Consider the following 14,652-nt stretch of genomic DNA (forward strand, 5'->3'; position numbering starts at 1 on the left):
CGGACAGCTGCGAGCGCCTGGTCGCGGGCTTACTCGGCGGCGCGCTTGCGGCGGATGGTGGACTTCAGCCAGGTCGCCCATACCGGTATGTAGGCCGGGGGGAACTGGAGGCCCCGGTGGTGCCAGCGGCCGGTTGACCAGGACGTTGTCGACATTGAGCGGTAGCTGCCGCCGCCTGAGGAGCTGGTGTGCCAGCCGCCGTTCGTGTAGCCCAGGGTTGTCAGGGGGCGGAGGTGGGTCGGTGGGGGTGGGCCCTGCAGCACCTGCTCCTGCCAGTCCTCCGTGGTGTCGGTGTGTGTGGTCGGGCCGTAGCCCCACGACGTCGACACGCTGTGGGTGACGCGCTCGCGGACCAGCGTGTAGGACTGGTAGACGCCCAGCGTGAACGCCAGGACCGCCGCCCACAGCGGCCAGACCACGACGCCGACGAGCACGGCGAGGGCGCCGTCGGTCAGGCCGATGAGCCGGTCCGGCACCCAGAACACCGTGAGCGCCAGCGCCTGGCCGACGTATCGGCCGGCGATCGCCAGCGCCAGCCACGGCGCGATCAGGGCCCGCCACGGGACTTTGCCGTACCACACGGCGCGGGCGGCCAGCATCGCCACGGCCAGCGCCAGGAGTACTACGTCGAGGCGTAGCGGGGCCCGGCCGTAGTACACGGCGCCGCCGCTCAGGATCAGGCCGGTCGCGAGGCGGCCCAGCCGCACCCGCCACCCGACGCCGGTGAACGCGGAGCGCAGCAGCCACCAGGTGAGCAGCGCACCGCCGAGCACGAGCGCCGGGCCGGCGGCGGAGCGGCCCTCGAACTGCTCGTGCAGCACCCAGAACAGTGCGATGGTCGCCGTGAGCCCGGCTAGTCGTGCGAGCGGTCCCCGTACCCCCATGCATTGATTGTCGTCGAAAATTCCCGACGTGACCACTGGGTGGTGCTGGCTCTAAATAAACCTTACTATTTGCCCAAGGTATCGACGAGAGTGCATCAGCTGCGGGAGGTTTCGGTATGGTTCGCATCCGGCGGTCCGGGGTGGCCGCGCTCCTGCTGGCCGGGGCGCTCGCGCTGGTGCCCGTCGTGGTGGCCGCACCGTCGGCCAGCGCCGGGGCCACCGCGCTCGGCGGGGCCGACCCCAGCGTCATCAAGGTCAACGGGGTCTACGTCGCGGCCAAGTCGGTCGACGGCGGGGTGGCCATCCGCACCGCGTCCACATTGGACGGTATCGCGAGCGCGCCCAGGAAGCAGGTCTGGAAGGACACCGGGCTCGGGGAGGTGTGGGCGCCGGAGATCGTGTTCCAGGACGGGCGGTATCACGTGTACTTCTCGGCCGGGACCGGGGCGGCGCACCGGATGTACCACATCGACTCGGCCACCGCGGACTCCGGCTACGGCGCGGCGGTCAAGGTCGCGCTGCCCGACGATCGGTGGGCCATCGACGGGGTGCCGTTCACGTTCCAGGGGCAGCGGTGGTTCGTCTGGTCCGGGTGGGCGGGGACCACGAACGTCGAGCAGAACCTGTACATCGCGCGGATGGCGAGCCCGACGGCGGCGACCGGGGCGCGGTACGTCATCTCGCAGCCGCGGGAGGCGTGGGAGCGGGTCGTCGGCAACCCGTACATCAACGAGGCGCCGGAGCCGATCCTGGACCCGCGCGGGCAGCTGCACGTCGTGTACTCCGCCAACGGCAGCTGGAGCAGCAAGTACTGCCTCGCCGAACTGCGCCTGCGGGCCGGCGGGGACCCGACCTACGTGTGGGACTGGTACAAGAGCAACGGCTGCCTGTTCGGGTCGTACGCGCCGAGCATGATGGCCGGGTGGGACACCACGCTCAACGTCGACGGGCCGGGGCATCACACGTTCGTGCTGGAGCGTGGCGACATCGCCGCGAGCCCGCCGTCGGGGAACCGATTCCCGACGATGTTCCACGCGGTCGCCAAAGGTACGCCGTATTCGTGGTCGGCCCGCTACTGGTACATCGGCTCGGCGGTCTGGTGGGGCAGCGTGACGTACCGCCGATCGAATGTGCCCGGCGCCACGACGGACACCGGCTTCGGGCTCAAATTCTTTGAATAGGGGCTAACCCACATACTCCTGCGCGGCCGCCGTCGGGTCCAACGTCGGGCCCGACGGCAGCAGCGCCACGAACGGCAGCGGTACTCGTGCGGCGGCGCCCGCGTTCAGCTGCAGACGGGCCACCGCCTCCGCGGACACGATCGGGAAGCGCTGCCCGGCCTCGGTGACCAGGTTGTAGCCGCCGTCCTGGCCGGCCGTCGTCGTCGCCTGGGCCAGGACGCCGGTGCCGGGGACGATCGCCACCGACGTGGCCAGGAAGCTGTCGGTGCCGAGCTTCGTGGCGATCGGCGGGGCCGACGCGACCGACGGCATCGCCGCGGGCATGCTCACGGTCGCGGCCCACGCGGCGTCGCCCGGTGGCGTGCCGGGCGTGGTGCTGACGCACAGCGGCTGGCCGCGGACCGGGTCGACGGCCTGCGGCACCTCCTTCGGCCAGCCGGGCCGGCCCGGGACCGCGCCCTTGGAGCCGACCGCGTCGACGGCCGCCGTGCTCTTCACGAGCTTGCTGCCGGCCGCGGTCAGCAGCGTCGCCGTCAGCGGCGTGATCGGGGTCAGCCCGTCCGCCTGGACCAGCGAGTAGCTGGGGCGCTGCCCGGCCAGCTCGGTCTGGATGACGTCGCCGATGTTGGCCTTCACCGAGAGCGCCGTCGCCGGCGCGCCGCCGTGCTGGACGGTCGGCCCGGCGATCTCCGGGCCCTCCGGCAGGGTGTCGAGGACCCGGGCCGGCACCGCCATCGAGCGGGCGTCCTGCAGGCCGAGCACGGCGCGGGTGTTGCCGGTGAGCCGGTATCGCCGGCCCTGCGTGATGAGCCAGGTCGTCCCCGCGTCCTCGGCCAGGACCGCGGCGTTGCCGCCGAGCTCGCCCTCCGCCGGCGCGGCCGGCCCGGCCAGGACCAGGATCTCGGGGCGGACGACCTGCGAACCGGACGGCAGCACGCACACCGTCCATGGCCCGGTCGTCAGCCGCTGCGGCAGGCCGTCGGGCGCGCCCGGGATGCCGACGGGCAGGCCGCGGCGCTTGCCGTCGAGGGCGGAGGCGCGGACCTCGATCGGCTTGTTGCCGCCGACGAGCATCGCCGAGCTGAGGTTGAGGGCGGGGTGCAGGACGCCGTCGACCAGGACGTATCGGTCGCCGCTGCCCTTGACCAGGACGGCGCCGGAGTCCGGCAGGCTCGGTCCGCTGCCGCCGCCGAGCAGCCCGGCGATGCCGAACCCGGCCATGACCAGGACCGCGATGACCGCACTGCCCACGAGCGTCCGGTTGAGCCGGCGCTGCGGGTCCTGGCCGGCCTCGTCCTCGCCGCGCACCAGGCTCGTCACCCGCCGCCGGCTCTCGTAGTCGTAGGCTGCGACGTGGTCGCGGGTGGTCGCCATCGCGTCGGTTGCTTCCTCGCCGTCGATATGTCCGTCGGGTTTTGCGACTTCATAGTACGTGCACCAAAATCGATCCGATGACCGGAACGGGGGCGACGTCACGGTGACGGCACAACTACAGGAGCGGGTCAGGCCGGGGCGGCGCACCCGGATCGGCCGCGGCCGGCTCCTCGCGATCGAGGCGGCCGCGGGTGCGGCCATCGCCGGCGGCGCGCTGCTCGGGATCGGCGGCTACGTGCTGCTCGGCGTGGCGGTCCTCGTCCTCGCCGTCGCCCTGGGCCGGCGCGACGGCCGCTGGGCCACCGACCTGCTGGCGGCCCGGTTCCGGGTCGCCTCCCTGGCCCCGGCCGAGCCGTCCACCGGCGGCCCCGCCCGCGACCTCGGCGCGGTGGCCGCGATCGCGCCCCGGCTCGAGGTCGCCGAGTGCGCCGACGAGCGCAACGCCGACGCGGTCGGGGTGGCCTGGGACGGCCAGGGCTTCGCCGCCGCCCTCGAGCTCGACACCCAGACGCCGCTGCGGCTGGACCTGGGCCGGCTGGCCGCCTACGCGGCCGAGGACGACGTCGCCCTGGCCGGCGTGCAGCTGCTCATCGAGCAGCTCGGCGGCGCCCGCGCCAACGGCAACAGCCCGGGCCCGTCGCGCGACCCGTGGCCGGGGGCGGAGGTACCGCTGATGCGCCGGGCCTGGGTCGCCCTGCGCTACGAGCCCATCTGGGCCCCCGAGGCCGCCCGCCGCCGCGGCGAGGGCGGAGCCGACGGCGCCCGCCGGGCCGTGGCCGCGGCCCTGGCCCGCCTCCGCGTCCGCCTGCTCCGCCACGGCCTGGCCGCCGTCCCCCTGGACGCCGCCGAGCTGACCCGCACCCTGCGCACGGTCGGCGATCCGGCCCCGAAGGCGACCCTGCACCGCGACGGCTGGAGCGCCGGCCCGGCCCAGCACCACTGCCTGGGCGCCACGATCGCCTCGGCCGCCGACTGGCAGAAGCTCCTGCAGGCCGCCGCCCACTCGCCCGCCGAGCGCGCCGTGCTCTCGCTGGCCGTCGAGCTGGACGGCCCCTCGACCCGGACCCGGTCCGCGGTCCGCCTGGTCAGCACCGACCAGGCCCGCGCCCGCCAGGCCCGCCAGCAGGTCCTCGACACCGGCCTGGCCGTTCCCCTGCCCGGCGCGCAGGCCGCGGGCGTCCTGGCCACCCTGCCCCTGGGCGGCGGCCCACGCCCGCTGACCGGCGCGATCGGATGGACACCGCGATGACCCAGAGCTCCGGCGACGTCGACCTGGCCGCGCTGCCGGCCGTGCGGTGGTCCGGCCCGCGCGAGGTCGACCTGACCCTCGACATCCCACCGGGCGGCGTCGTGCTCGGCACCGACCGCGACGGGCGCCCCGTGGCCGTCGCCGCGATCCAGCCCCGGCCCGTGCGGATCGGGCTGCTCGGCCATCCGGCCTGGGCGACCGCGCTGGCCTACCGGCTGCTCGGCGTCGGGTGCCAGGTCGCCGTGCTGACGGGCGGGTCGCAGTACTGGGAGGCGCTGCGGGCCAAAGTCAGTGGGCCGGCCCTGACCTGGCTGGACGCCCCGACGAGCTGGCCCGCGGCCCCGGGCACCCCGCCGACGTCGGCACCGGGCCCGCAGGTGCTCATCGTGGACTACCCGACGGCCCCGCCGCTGTGGGTCGGCGAACTGCCGTGGTGCACGGTGATGCACGTGAGCAGCGACGCCCCGGAAGGCTCCGACTTCTGGGCCAACGTGGACACGATGCTGATCACGGCCCAGGGCTACGCCACGGTCGTCGCCCAACGCTGGGGCCACGCCGACGCGGCCTCGGCCGACGACCTCCGCCCGGGCGAGATCGCCCTCGCCGACCGCCACGGCATCGTCCCCATCGTCTTCCCGCCCACCCCGTGACCCCGGCCTGACGCGCCCGGCCGGTGCCGGGTCAGGCCGGGTCCAGGCGGGCTCGGACGGCGGTGGCGTCCGGGGTGCCCAGCGCGTCGTACAGGGCCAGCGCCTCCGCCCACACCGGCCGGGCGGCGGCCGGGCCGGTGGTGGCCTCGAGGGTTTCGGCGATGCCGCACAGGGCGCGCGGGTGCTCGATCCGGTTGCCGCTGGCCACCGCCAGCTCGATGGCGCGGCGGTGGTGGGTCAGGGCCTCCGCGTGGTGGCCGGTCGCGCGCAGGGCCTCGGCCAGGCCGTTGAGGACCTTCGGCGCACGGCGGCGGTCGCCGATCTCGTCGATGATGGTGCGGGCCTGGCGGTGGCATCGGACGGCTTCGGGGAGCCGGCCGCGGTGGCGTAGCGCCACGCCCAGGTTGTCCAGGGCGTCCGCGGTGCCGGCCCGGTCGCCGATCTCCTCGTAGCTGGCGAGGGCCTCGCGGTGCAGGGTCACCGCCTCCTCGTAGCGGCCGGTCGCGGTGCGCAGGGAGCCGAGGCCGGTCAGGGCGTTGGCCTCGGTCAGGCGGTCGCCGACGCGGCGGGTCAGGGTGCGCGACTCCGTGAGGCAGCGTTCGGCTTCGGGGTATCGGGCCAGGCGTAGATGTACCCCCGCCATCTCTTCCAGCACGTTGGCCAGGCCGCTGTCGTCGCCGACGGTGCGCAGTTCGGCGGCGGCCTCGTGCAGGTAGCGGTCCGCGTCGGCGTAGCGGCCCAGCTGCACGCAGACGAGGCCCAGGTTGCCGACGCACGCGGCGGCGCCCGGGCGGTTGCCGGTCGCCCGGTGGAGGGTCACCGCCCGGTGGATGTGCTCGAAGAAGGCGTCGTACTCGCCGCGCTGGACGTACACGCCGCCGAGGTTGTTGTGGGCGGTGGCCTGGCCGGCCCGGTCGCCGGTCTCGCGGCGGATCGCCAGGGTGTTGTGGAACGCGTGCAGCGCGTCGTCGAGCTGGCCCAGGCGCCAGTGCAGGACGCCGAGCATGTGCATGGCGTCGGCCTCGCCGGGGCGGTCGCCGTCGCGGCGGCTCGCGGCCAGGACCCGCGAGTGCAGGGTCAGGGCCTCGGCCCAGTAGCCGGCCAGGTCCAGGTAGCGGCGCAGGGTCGTGGCCAGGCCGGCCGCGTGGCCGGTCCAGCCCCCGGCGGCCGCGGCGGCCCCGGCCGCCATCAGGTTCGGCACTTCGGCGGCGAGCCAGGCCCGGGCCTGTTCGGCGTCCTCGATCCGCGGCGGGGTGACGCCGTCGGGGCGGGCGGGGCGGCGGTCGCGCTCGTGGGGATACAGGGCGTCCATCGCCGCGGCCGCGCCGGCCAGGTAGTGGTCGAGGAGGCGGGTCAGGGCGGCCCGGCGGATCGGCTCCGGGAGGGCGGCGGCGCGCTCGGCCGCGTAGACGCGCAGCAGGTCGTGCGCGCCGTAGCGGCCGGCGCCGGGCCGGGTCAGCAACTGGGCGCGGGCCAGCTCGGCCAGGGCCGCGCGGGCCGCGGGGACGGCCGTGGCGCACAGCGCGGCCGCGGCCTCCGGCTCGGTGTCGCGCCCGGGGTGCAGGCCGAGCAGGTCGAACAGTTCGATGGCGGCGGCCGGCAGCTCGCGGAACGACCAGGAGAACACGGCCCGGACCGCCGAGCGCGGATCGCCGGCGTCGAGCAGGTCGAGCAGGCGGCGCTCGTCGGCCAGCTCGTCGGCGAGGGACCGCAGCGACGCGCCCGGCGCGGCCGCGGCGCGCTCGGCGGCGATGCGCAGGGCCAGGGGGAGGCGGGCGCAGCGCTCGGCCAGGAGGGTGACCGCCGCCCCGTCGGTGTCGGCGCGGGGGCCGATGGTCGCGCGGAGCAGGCCCGCGGCCTCCTCGTCGGTGAACTCGGCCAGCGTGACCCGGGCGGCGCCGTCCCGGGCGACCAGGCCGGCGAGGCTGTCGCGGCTGGTGACGAGGACGAAGCAGGAGCGGCCGCCGGGCAGCAGGGGGCGGACCTGCTCCACGGCCCGGGCGTTGTCGAGCAGGATCAGCATCCGCCGGCCGGCCAGGAGGGTGCGGTAGCGGGCGCTGGTCAGGTCGCGGGGCTCGGCGTTGAGCGCGCGCAGGAGCTCGGCCAGGGCCTCGGCCGGCTCCACCGGGCGCTCCAGGTCATACCCGTGCAGGTCGAGATGGAGCTGCCCGTCGGGGAAGCGGTGGGCGACCCGGTGCGCCCAGTGCACGGCCAGGGCGGTCTTGCCGACGCCGGGGGCGCCGGTCAGCACGACGACCCGCGGCTGGGTGCCGGGGTCGGCGACGGCCCGGGCGAGCCGGTCGTCGAGGTCGCGCAGCTCGCCGGCCCGGCCGGTGAACGCGCTGACGTCCAGGGGCAACTGGGCCGGCACGGGACCGGGGGCGGCGGTCGCGGCGGCGGTGCCGGGGGGCGGCTGGGCCCGGTCCAGCGCGGCGGTGATCTGCCGGCGCGTGGCCGGCCGGGGCGCGCCCCCATGGCCGGACTCCAGCCGGTGCACCGTGCGGATGCTGACCCCGGCCCGCTCGGCCAGCTCCTCCTGGGTCAGCAGCAGGCCGGTCCGGGTCTCGCGCACCCATTGCCCGAAATCCCCCATCGACCCAGCGTACCGGGAGCGCTCCCACCCGCTGGCCCGCCGATCGGGCCGCAGTTGCGGCCGAGTTGCCGGTCCGTGACGTGTCGACGTCCGTCGAACCTTCCTACCGTTACCCGCAGTCACCGAACGAAGGGAGATCGGCATGGGATTCGTCCGCGGTCTGGCGGGGGCACTGATCAGGCAGCTGGCACCGGAGGTGGAGGCGCACGCGGCCGCCTGCCAGGCGAAGTACAAGTGCGTGTACCGCGGCGGCGGCTACTACGACCGCTGGCAGTGGTGCAACGTCTGCGCGTACCCCGGCTACTGCGAGTGGAAATGGGTATACGTCGGCTCGGTCTACGGCGACTGCAAAGCGTAAGCGGAGGAGGAGACCGTGACCACCGTCGCCTGGAGCGCGCTCGCACTGACTGCCGTGATCGCCACCGCCGCCCTCGCGCTCGGGCTGCGGCTGGCCGCCCGGGTCCGGGAGCTGCGCGACTCCGGGCGCGGTGGCCCACCGCGGCCGTCGCCGGGCACGCCGGTGCTGCGGTTCGCCACGGCCGACACGACGGGGGCGGCCCTCGACGAAACCGCGCTGGCCGGCCCGGACGTGCTGGTCGCGCTGCTGCTCGAGGGCTGCGGGCCGTGCCGGGCCCAGCTGCCGGCGATCCGGCGGCTGATGGCCGACGCGCCGCCGGGGGAGCCCCGGCCGATCGCGGTCGTCGTGGGGGCGCCGGCCGGCCGGGCCGAGTATGTCCGGGCGCTCGGCCCGGTCGCGCGGGTCGTCGAGCAGGACGACGCGGGCGCCGGGCTGGCCGCCGCGCTCGGCGTCGGCGCGTTCCCGTGCCTGGTCGTCGCCGGCGGCGGGGTGGTCCGGCAGGTCGCGGACGCCCCGGGCGACCTGGTCCCGGGCGCGGTGCGCTGACGTGGGCGTCCTCGCCCGGCGGGCCCGGTTCGCGCTCGCCCTGGGCTGGCGGGCGGCGCCCGGTCCGTTCGCCGCGACCGTGGTCCTCGCCGTCCTCGGCGCGGTCACGCCGGTGACGGCCGCGTGGGGGATGAAGGCCGTCATCGACGGCCTCACCGCCCCCGACCCGGCGGCCCGGGTGTGGCCGGCGGCGGCGCTGCTGGCCGGGGCCGGGCTGCTGGGCGCGGCCGTGCTGATCGCGGCCCAGTGCAACGACCTGATCCTGGGCCGCCGGCTGGTGGCGGCCGCGCAGGAGCGGCTGTTCCGGCGGGTCAACGCCGAGACCGGGATCGGGCCGTTCGAGGACCCGGCGTTCCTGGACCGGCTGCGGGTCGCCGACGAGTCCGGCGACCAGGCCCCGGCGGAGATCCTGCACGGGCTCGTCACCATCGCCCGCTGCGCGCTGACCACGGCCGGGTTCGCCGCCACGATGCTGCTCATCTGGCCGCCGATGCTGCTGGTCGCGCTGGTCGTGGCCGTGCCGTCGGTGATGCTGCGGGCCGGGGTGAGCCGGCGGCGGGCCCGGCTGCGGCTGGACCTGGCGGCCACGATGCGCCGGCAGTTCCTCTACAAGAGCCTGCTCACCGACGCCCGGGCGGCCAAGGAGGTCCGGCTGTTCGGGCTCGGCCGCTACTTCGAGGACCGCATGCTGCGCGAGCTGCGCGCGGCCAACCGGGCCGAGACCGCGCTCGGGCTGCGGGTGGCCGCCGTCGACCTGGTGCTGGAGCTGCTGATCGCCCTCGGCGGCGCGGCCGGGGTGGTGGTCGCGGTCGGGCTGGCGGTCCGGGGGCGGCTGTCGGCCGGGGACGTGTCGATGTTCATCGCCGCCGGGACCGGCATCCTGGCCGGGGCCGGGGCGATCGCCACCGCGGTGGCCCTGGTGTACCAGTCGCTGCTGCTCTTCGCGGCCTACCACGACATCGTCACCGAGCCGGTCCCGCCGCCCGCCGCGACCGGTTCGGGGCCGCCGCCGCCGCTCGAGCGCGGCATCGAACTGCAGAACGTCTGGTTCCGGTACCGCGACGACGGCCCATGGATCCTGCGCGGCCTCGACCTGCGGATCCCGGCCGGGCGGTCCGTCGGGCTCGTCGGGCTCAACGGTGCCGGGAAGAGCACGCTGGTGAAGCTGCTGGGCCGGCTGTACGAACCGCAGCGGGGCCGCATCCTCTGGGACGGCGTCGACCTGCGGGACCTGCCCGTCGCGGCGGTCCGGGCCCGGATCGCCACCGTGTTCCAGGATTTCATGCAGTACGACCTGCCGGCCGCCACGAACATCGGCCTCGGCCGGCTCGACGCGGTCGAGGACGTCGCGGCGGTGCGGCGAGCCGGCGCGGCCGCGGGCATCGACGGCTACCTGTCCAAGCTTCCATGGGGGTACCGCACGATGCTCAGCCGTCACTACGTGCCCGACGACGAGGACGCCGGGGCCGCGCTGCCCTCCGGCGGGCAGTGGCAGCGCATCGCCGTCGCCCGCGCGTTCATGCGGGCCGACGCCGACCTGCTGATCCTCGACGAGCCGAGCTCGGGGCTGGACGCCGAGGCCGAGCACGCCCTGCACGAGCGCCTGCGGGCGCTGCGCCGCGGCCGGACCAGCCTGCTCGTCTCGCACCGGCTCAGCACGCTGCGCGAGGCCGACGTCCTGGTCGTCCTGGCCCGGGGCCGGGTCGCGGAGCTGGGCGGCCACCACGAGCTGCTGGCCCGCGACGGCGAGTACGCGCGCCTGTTCCGGCTGCAGGCGGCCGGGTATGCCGACCTCGCCCTGACCGAGCGCGGCACCTCGTGACGGCGCTGCTCATCGCCGCGTCCGCCGCGGTCGCCGCCCTGGCCGTCGTCCGGCTCGGCTTCCTGCGGGTGCGGGTGGCCGGCCCGAGCATGCTGCCGACATACCGCCCGGGCGCGCGGGTCCTGGCCCTGCGCCGGGGTCTGGGCCGCCCCATCCGCACCGGCGACGTGGTGGTGTGCCGGCCCCCCGCGGGCTATGACCGGCGGTTCACGCCGCTGCTGGTGAAACGGGTCGCCGCGATGGCCGGCGAGACCGGACCGGCGGGCCGGACAGTACCCCCGCGGCATGTGTTTCTGCTCGGCGACGGTCCGGTGAGTGTCGACTCCCGGCAGTTCGGGCCGCTGCCGCTCGGGTTGGTGGTCGCGCGGGTCGTCTCACCGGGGGCGGCGGACTGACCGGGCCGGCTCTGGACATCGGCGGCGCGGCCTGGTTCGTTGTGGGGATGCCGTACGACGTCGCCGCCCTGCGCAGCCAGTTTCCCGCCCTCGACACCGGGATCGCCTACTTCGACGGGCCCGGGGGCACGCAGACGCCCCGGGCCGTCGGGGCGGCGGTGGCGGCCACGCTGACCGGGCCGCTGTCCAACCGCGGGGTCACCGGGCTGTCGCAGCGCAACGCCGACGGGGCGGTGGGCGCGTTCCGGGCGGCGTACGCGGACCTGCTCGGGGTGCCCGCCGCCGGGATCGTCTACGGGCGCAGTGCGACGCAGCTGACGTACGACTTCTCGCGGGCCCTGGGCCGGACCTGGGCCGCCGGGGACGAGGTGGTCGTCAGCCGGCTCGACCACGACTGCAACGTGCGGCCGTGGGTGCAGGCGGCCGAGCGGGCCGGGGCCGTCGTGCGGTGGATCGACTTCGACCCGGCGACGTCGGAGGTGGACCCGGCGTCGGTCGCCGCGGCCGTCACCGCGCGGACCCGCCTCGTCGCCGTCACCGGGGCCTCGAACCTCATCGGCACCCGGCCGGCGATCCCGGCCATCGCCGCGGCCGCGCACGCCGTGGGGGCGCTGGTGTACGTCGACGGCGTGCACCTGGCCGCGCACGCCTTCATCGACGTGCCGGCGATGGGGGCGGACCTGTTCGTGTGCTCGCCGTACAAGCTGCTGGGGCCGCACTGCGGGGTCCTGGCGGCGGCGCCCTCGCTGCTGGAGACGCTGCACCCGGACAAGCTGCGGCCGGCGACGGACGCGGTGCCGGAGCGCTTCGAGCTCGGGACGCTGCCGTATGAGGTGATGGCCGGGGCCACCGCCGCCGTGGACTTCATCGCCGCCATCGCGCCCGGCTCGGCGACCGATCGGCGGGAGCGCCTGCGGTTGTCGTGGGACGCGGTTGAGGTACACGAGACACGGCTGCTGTCGCTTCTGGAAGCGGGACTCGAGGAACTGGACGTGGTCGTGCACTCGCGGGCGGCCGTGCGGACACCCACGCTGCTGGTCACGCTACCGGGGCGGCGGACGTGGGACGCGTTCGAGTTCCTGGCCGCGCGGGACGTGCTCGCGCCGGCCGGGTCATTCTACGCGTATGAGCCGTGGCGGCGGCTGGCCGTGCCCGGCGACGAGCACGGCCTGCGCCTCGGTCTGGCGCCCTACACCGACGGGTCCGACATAGACCGCGTCCTCACCGGGCTGCGGGCGTTCATGGCCTGAGCAGGACCTTCGCCCGCAGGTCGCCCCGCTCCAGCTCGGCGTGGACCGGCGCCGCGTCGGCCAGCGGGCGTTCGACGTGCGGCCGGAGCGTCACCGTGCCGTCGGCCAGGGCGGTCATCGCCCGCCCGAGCCGCTCGGTGAGGTGCGCCGGGTCCGGGCCGGACAGGGTGACGCCCAGCTGGGGGCCGCGGTGGTCGGAGAGCGTGACGACCCGGTGGGTACCGCCGGCGAGGGCCACGGCCGCCGCGAGATCGCTGCGGCCAGTGGCGTCCAGGACCGCGTCGACGGTCGCCGTGACCGCGCGGACGGCGTCGGTCAGCGGCTCCGCGTAGTCGACCGGTGTCGCGCCGAGCTCCTCGACCGCGCCGAAGTCGCCGCGCCGGACGGCCGCGACGACCCGCACACCGGCGGCCACCGCCAGCCGGGTGGCGATCCTCCCGACCGCGCCCGCGCCGCCCAGGACCAGCAGCGTCTCGCCGGCCTTCGGCTCGAGCAGGTCCAGGACCCGGGCCGCGGCCTCACCGGACGCCGGCAGCGCGGCCGCGTCCGCCCACGACACGTTCGCCGGCTTCGGCACCCAGAACTCGGCCAGCGCCGACTCCGCGTAGCCGCCCAGCTTCGGCAGGAACACGGCGACCTCGTCACCGACGGTCACATCGTCGACGCCGGGCCCGACGGCGCCGACGGTGCCGGCCGCCTCGAACCCGAGCACCCCGCCCGGTTCGAGGGGGAACGCCGCCCGCAGATGCCCGGCGCGGATGGCGAGATCGGTCGGCCCGACCCCCGCGTAGCGGACGTCGACCCGGATCTGCCCCGCCCCCGGCTCCGGCACGGGAAGCTCACCGGCCTCGAGAACGTCCGGCGTTCCGTACCGCGTTGTCCGTATCGCTCGCATCGACATGCCCCTTCTCAGATCTGGCTCGCGCCGCCGTCGACATACAGCTCCGCGCCGGTCATGAACGAGCTCGCGGGCGAGGCGAGGAACGCCACGACGTCAGCGATCTCCTCGGGACGGCCGAGACGCCGCATCGGTACCCCCGCCGCCAGTCCTTGCAGCAGCTGCTCGGCCGCCTCCGGGCCCTCGGCCAGCCCACGCAGGCCGGGTGTGCCGACCGGCCCCGGCGCGATGGCGTTCACCCGGATCTCGCGCCCGACGAGCTCGGCCGCCCAGCTGCGGGCGAAGGAGCGCACGGCCGCCTTCGTCGCCGCGTAGACGCTGAACGCGGCCGCGCCTTTGACGTCGATGTTGGACCCGGTGAGGATCACCGAGGCGCCGCGGTTGAGCAGCGGCAGCATGGCCTGCACGGTGAACAACGTACCGCCGACGTTGGTGTTGAACGTGGTGGCGTAGTGCTCCCACGTGATGTCACCGAGCGCGGCGAACTCGCCACCGCCCGCGTTGGCGAACAGGACGTCGAGCCCCTGCCCGCGCTCCCGGACGGCGGCGGCGACCCGCTCCAGGTCCGGCAGATTCGCGACGTCGGCCCGGATGCCGGCCGCGTTCGGCCCGATCTCCCGCACGGCCGCGTCGAGCGCGTCCTGGCGCCGCCCGGTGAGGAAGACGAAGGTGCCGTCGGCGGCGAGGCGCTCGGCCGCGGCGAGCCCGATGCCGGAGGTGGCTCCGGTGATGAGGGCGGTTCGTGTAGTCATGATCTACTCCTTCGGGTTCTGTACTAATCGGTACGTTATCATTTCTGTACCGATCGGTTAAGATGAGGAGCGTCACCTGGAGCAGGAGGAATAGATGGCCGGCCGCCCCCGCGGGTTCGACGCCGACGCCGCTTTGGACCGCGCCGTGGAGGTGTTCTGGCGGCAGGGCTACGAAGGCGCCTCACTGACCGACCTGACCGAGGCGATGGGCATCAACCGCCCGAGCCTGTACGCCGCGTACGGCAACAAGGACGAACTGTTCCGCCGGGCCGTGGCCCGCTACGCCGAGTTCGACATGGCCTATGCCCGCGCCGCGCTGACGCAACCCTCGGCCTACGCCGTCATCGAACACTTCCTGCGCGCCAACGCCGACGCCCTCACCCGCCCCGACCGCCCACCCGGCTGCCTGTCCATCCAGGGCGGCCTGGCCGGCGGCAGCGACTCCGGCCAGGCCGCGCAGTTCCTGGCCGCGAGCCGCCGCACCGGCGAACAGGCCCTGGCCGCCCGGCTGGCGCGCGCGGTCGACGAGGGCGACCTGCCACCCGGCACCGACGCCGTCGCCCTGGCCCGCTACGTGATGGTGGTCAGCGAGGGCAACGCCGTCCACGCCGCCGCCGGCGCGGACCGCCCCTCCCTCCACGCCACCGTCGACCTCGCCCTCCGCGCCGTCCCCCACCCCTGAACCCGCTCGGCGCCCGGA

At 75.5% G+C, this 14,652-nt stretch carries 14 protein-coding genes; 9 read left to right on the top strand and 5 right to left on the bottom strand.

Annotated elements, in window-relative coordinates; translation table 11 throughout:
• Positions 1–29: 29 nt before the first annotated feature.
• Complete coding sequence (locus tag ACIA8L_RS37160) at positions 30–884, bottom strand: hypothetical protein (RefSeq protein WP_395911982.1); 855 nt, start codon at positions 882–884, stop codon at positions 30–32.
• 116 nt (positions 885–1,000) lie between these two features.
• On the opposite strand from ACIA8L_RS37160, the gene ACIA8L_RS37165 reads away from it, so the two are divergent.
• Complete coding sequence (locus tag ACIA8L_RS37165) at positions 1,001–2,065, top strand: glycoside hydrolase family 43 protein (protein ID WP_395911983.1); 1,065 nt, start codon at positions 1,001–1,003, stop codon at positions 2,063–2,065.
• 3 nt (positions 2,066–2,068) lie between these two features.
• On the opposite strand, the gene eccB is transcribed toward ACIA8L_RS37165, so the two are convergent.
• Positions 2,069–3,439, bottom strand: a complete 1,371-nt coding sequence (eccB, locus tag ACIA8L_RS37170; RefSeq protein WP_395911985.1) for a type VII secretion protein EccB — start codon at positions 3,437–3,439, stop codon at positions 2,069–2,071.
• Positions 3,440–3,542: 103 nt separating this feature from the next.
• Between eccB and ACIA8L_RS37175 the strand changes: the two genes are divergently transcribed.
• Both ACIA8L_RS37175 and ACIA8L_RS37180 read left to right on the top strand, forming a co-directional pair.
• Positions 3,543–4,688: a type VII secretion protein EccE gene (locus ACIA8L_RS37175; protein WP_395911987.1), complete on the top strand. Its 1,146-nt coding sequence runs from the start codon at positions 3,543–3,545 to the stop codon at positions 4,686–4,688.
• Positions 4,685–5,338: a hypothetical protein gene (locus ACIA8L_RS37180; RefSeq protein ID WP_395911989.1), complete on the top strand. Its 654-nt coding sequence runs from the start codon at positions 4,685–4,687 to the stop codon at positions 5,336–5,338. Before ACIA8L_RS37175 ends, ACIA8L_RS37180 begins: the two co-directional genes overlap by 4 nt.
• Before the next feature lie 31 nt (positions 5,339–5,369).
• Here ACIA8L_RS37180 and ACIA8L_RS37185 read toward each other — a convergent pair whose 3' ends face one another.
• Positions 5,370–7,931 (bottom strand): ATP-binding protein, encoded by a 2,562-nt coding sequence (locus ACIA8L_RS37185; RefSeq protein ID WP_395911991.1) that lies wholly within the window; start codon positions 7,929–7,931, stop codon positions 5,370–5,372.
• Between the two features lie 142 nt (positions 7,932–8,073).
• On the opposite strand from ACIA8L_RS37185, the gene ACIA8L_RS37190 reads away from it, so the two are divergent.
• Genes ACIA8L_RS37190 through ACIA8L_RS37210 form a run of 5 tightly spaced genes read left to right on the top strand, consistent with a single transcriptional unit; the run spans position 8,074 to position 12,302 of the window.
• Positions 8,074–8,289: a hypothetical protein gene (locus ACIA8L_RS37190; RefSeq protein ID WP_395911993.1), complete on the top strand. Its 216-nt coding sequence runs from the start codon at positions 8,074–8,076 to the stop codon at positions 8,287–8,289.
• Positions 8,290–8,304: 15 nt separating this feature from the next.
• The gene (locus ACIA8L_RS37195) at positions 8,305–8,835 is read left to right on the top strand and encodes a hypothetical protein (RefSeq protein ID WP_395911994.1); all 531 of its coding nucleotides are present in this window, start codon (positions 8,305–8,307) and stop codon (positions 8,833–8,835) included.
• A gap of 1 nt (position 8,836) precedes the next feature.
• Positions 8,837–10,657, top strand: a complete 1,821-nt coding sequence (locus ACIA8L_RS37200) for an ABC transporter ATP-binding protein (RefSeq protein ID WP_395911996.1) — start codon at positions 8,837–8,839, stop codon at positions 10,655–10,657.
• Positions 10,654–11,052 carry a S26 family signal peptidase gene (locus ACIA8L_RS37205; protein WP_395911998.1) on the top strand — a complete coding sequence of 133 codons (399 nt, stop codon included), beginning with the start codon at positions 10,654–10,656 and terminating at the stop codon, positions 11,050–11,052. The genes ACIA8L_RS37200 and ACIA8L_RS37205 overlap by 4 nt, the downstream gene beginning before the upstream one ends.
• Before the next feature lie 47 nt (positions 11,053–11,099).
• Positions 11,100–12,302, top strand: coding sequence for a cysteine desulfurase-like protein (locus ACIA8L_RS37210; RefSeq protein WP_395911999.1), 1,203 nt, complete (start codon positions 11,100–11,102; stop codon positions 12,300–12,302).
• On the opposite strand, the gene ACIA8L_RS37215 is transcribed toward ACIA8L_RS37210, so the two are convergent.
• Both ACIA8L_RS37215 and ACIA8L_RS37220 read right to left on the bottom strand, forming a co-directional pair.
• Entirely contained in the window at positions 12,292–13,197 is a 906-nt protein-coding gene (locus ACIA8L_RS37215; protein ID WP_395912001.1) for an NADP-dependent oxidoreductase, read from the bottom strand. The genes ACIA8L_RS37210 and ACIA8L_RS37215 overlap by 11 nt on opposite strands.
• A gap of 14 nt (positions 13,198–13,211) precedes the next feature.
• Positions 13,212–13,952 (bottom strand): SDR family NAD(P)-dependent oxidoreductase, encoded by a 741-nt coding sequence (locus ACIA8L_RS37220; RefSeq protein ID WP_395912002.1) that lies wholly within the window; start codon positions 13,950–13,952, stop codon positions 13,212–13,214.
• Between the two features lie 94 nt (positions 13,953–14,046).
• Here ACIA8L_RS37220 and ACIA8L_RS37225 point away from each other — a divergent pair, with 94 nt between their 5' ends.
• Complete coding sequence (locus ACIA8L_RS37225; protein ID WP_395912004.1) at positions 14,047–14,634, top strand: TetR/AcrR family transcriptional regulator; 588 nt, start codon at positions 14,047–14,049, stop codon at positions 14,632–14,634.
• Positions 14,635–14,652 lie beyond the last annotated feature (18 nt).

The organism is Dactylosporangium sp. NPDC051541 (assembly GCF_044454505.1).
Lineage (GTDB): Bacteria > Actinomycetota > Actinomycetes > Mycobacteriales > Micromonosporaceae > Dactylosporangium.

Coding starts and splice junctions, on each gene's coding strand:
- ACIA8L_RS37160 (WP_395911982.1), bottom strand. CDS start 884: ATGGGGGTACGGGGACCGCTCGCACGACTAGCCGGGCTCACGGCGACC.
- ACIA8L_RS37165 (WP_395911983.1), top strand. CDS start 1,001: ATGGTTCGCATCCGGCGGTCCGGGGTGGCCGCGCTCCTGCTGGCCGGG.
- eccB (WP_395911985.1), bottom strand. CDS start 3,439: ATGGCGACCACCCGCGACCACGTCGCAGCCTACGACTACGAGAGCCGG.
- ACIA8L_RS37180 (WP_395911989.1), top strand. CDS start 4,685: ATGACCCAGAGCTCCGGCGACGTCGACCTGGCCGCGCTGCCGGCCGTG.
- ACIA8L_RS37185 (WP_395911991.1), bottom strand. CDS start 7,931: ATGGGGGATTTCGGGCAATGGGTGCGCGAGACCCGGACCGGCCTGCTG.
- ACIA8L_RS37190 (WP_395911993.1), top strand. CDS start 8,074: ATGGGATTCGTCCGCGGTCTGGCGGGGGCACTGATCAGGCAGCTGGCA.
- ACIA8L_RS37210 (WP_395911999.1), top strand. CDS start 11,100: ATGCCGTACGACGTCGCCGCCCTGCGCAGCCAGTTTCCCGCCCTCGAC.
- ACIA8L_RS37215 (WP_395912001.1), bottom strand. CDS start 13,197: ATGCGAGCGATACGGACAACGCGGTACGGAACGCCGGACGTTCTCGAG.
- ACIA8L_RS37220 (WP_395912002.1), bottom strand. CDS start 13,952: ATGACTACACGAACCGCCCTCATCACCGGAGCCACCTCCGGCATCGGG.
- ACIA8L_RS37225 (WP_395912004.1), top strand. CDS start 14,047: ATGGCCGGCCGCCCCCGCGGGTTCGACGCCGACGCCGCTTTGGACCGC.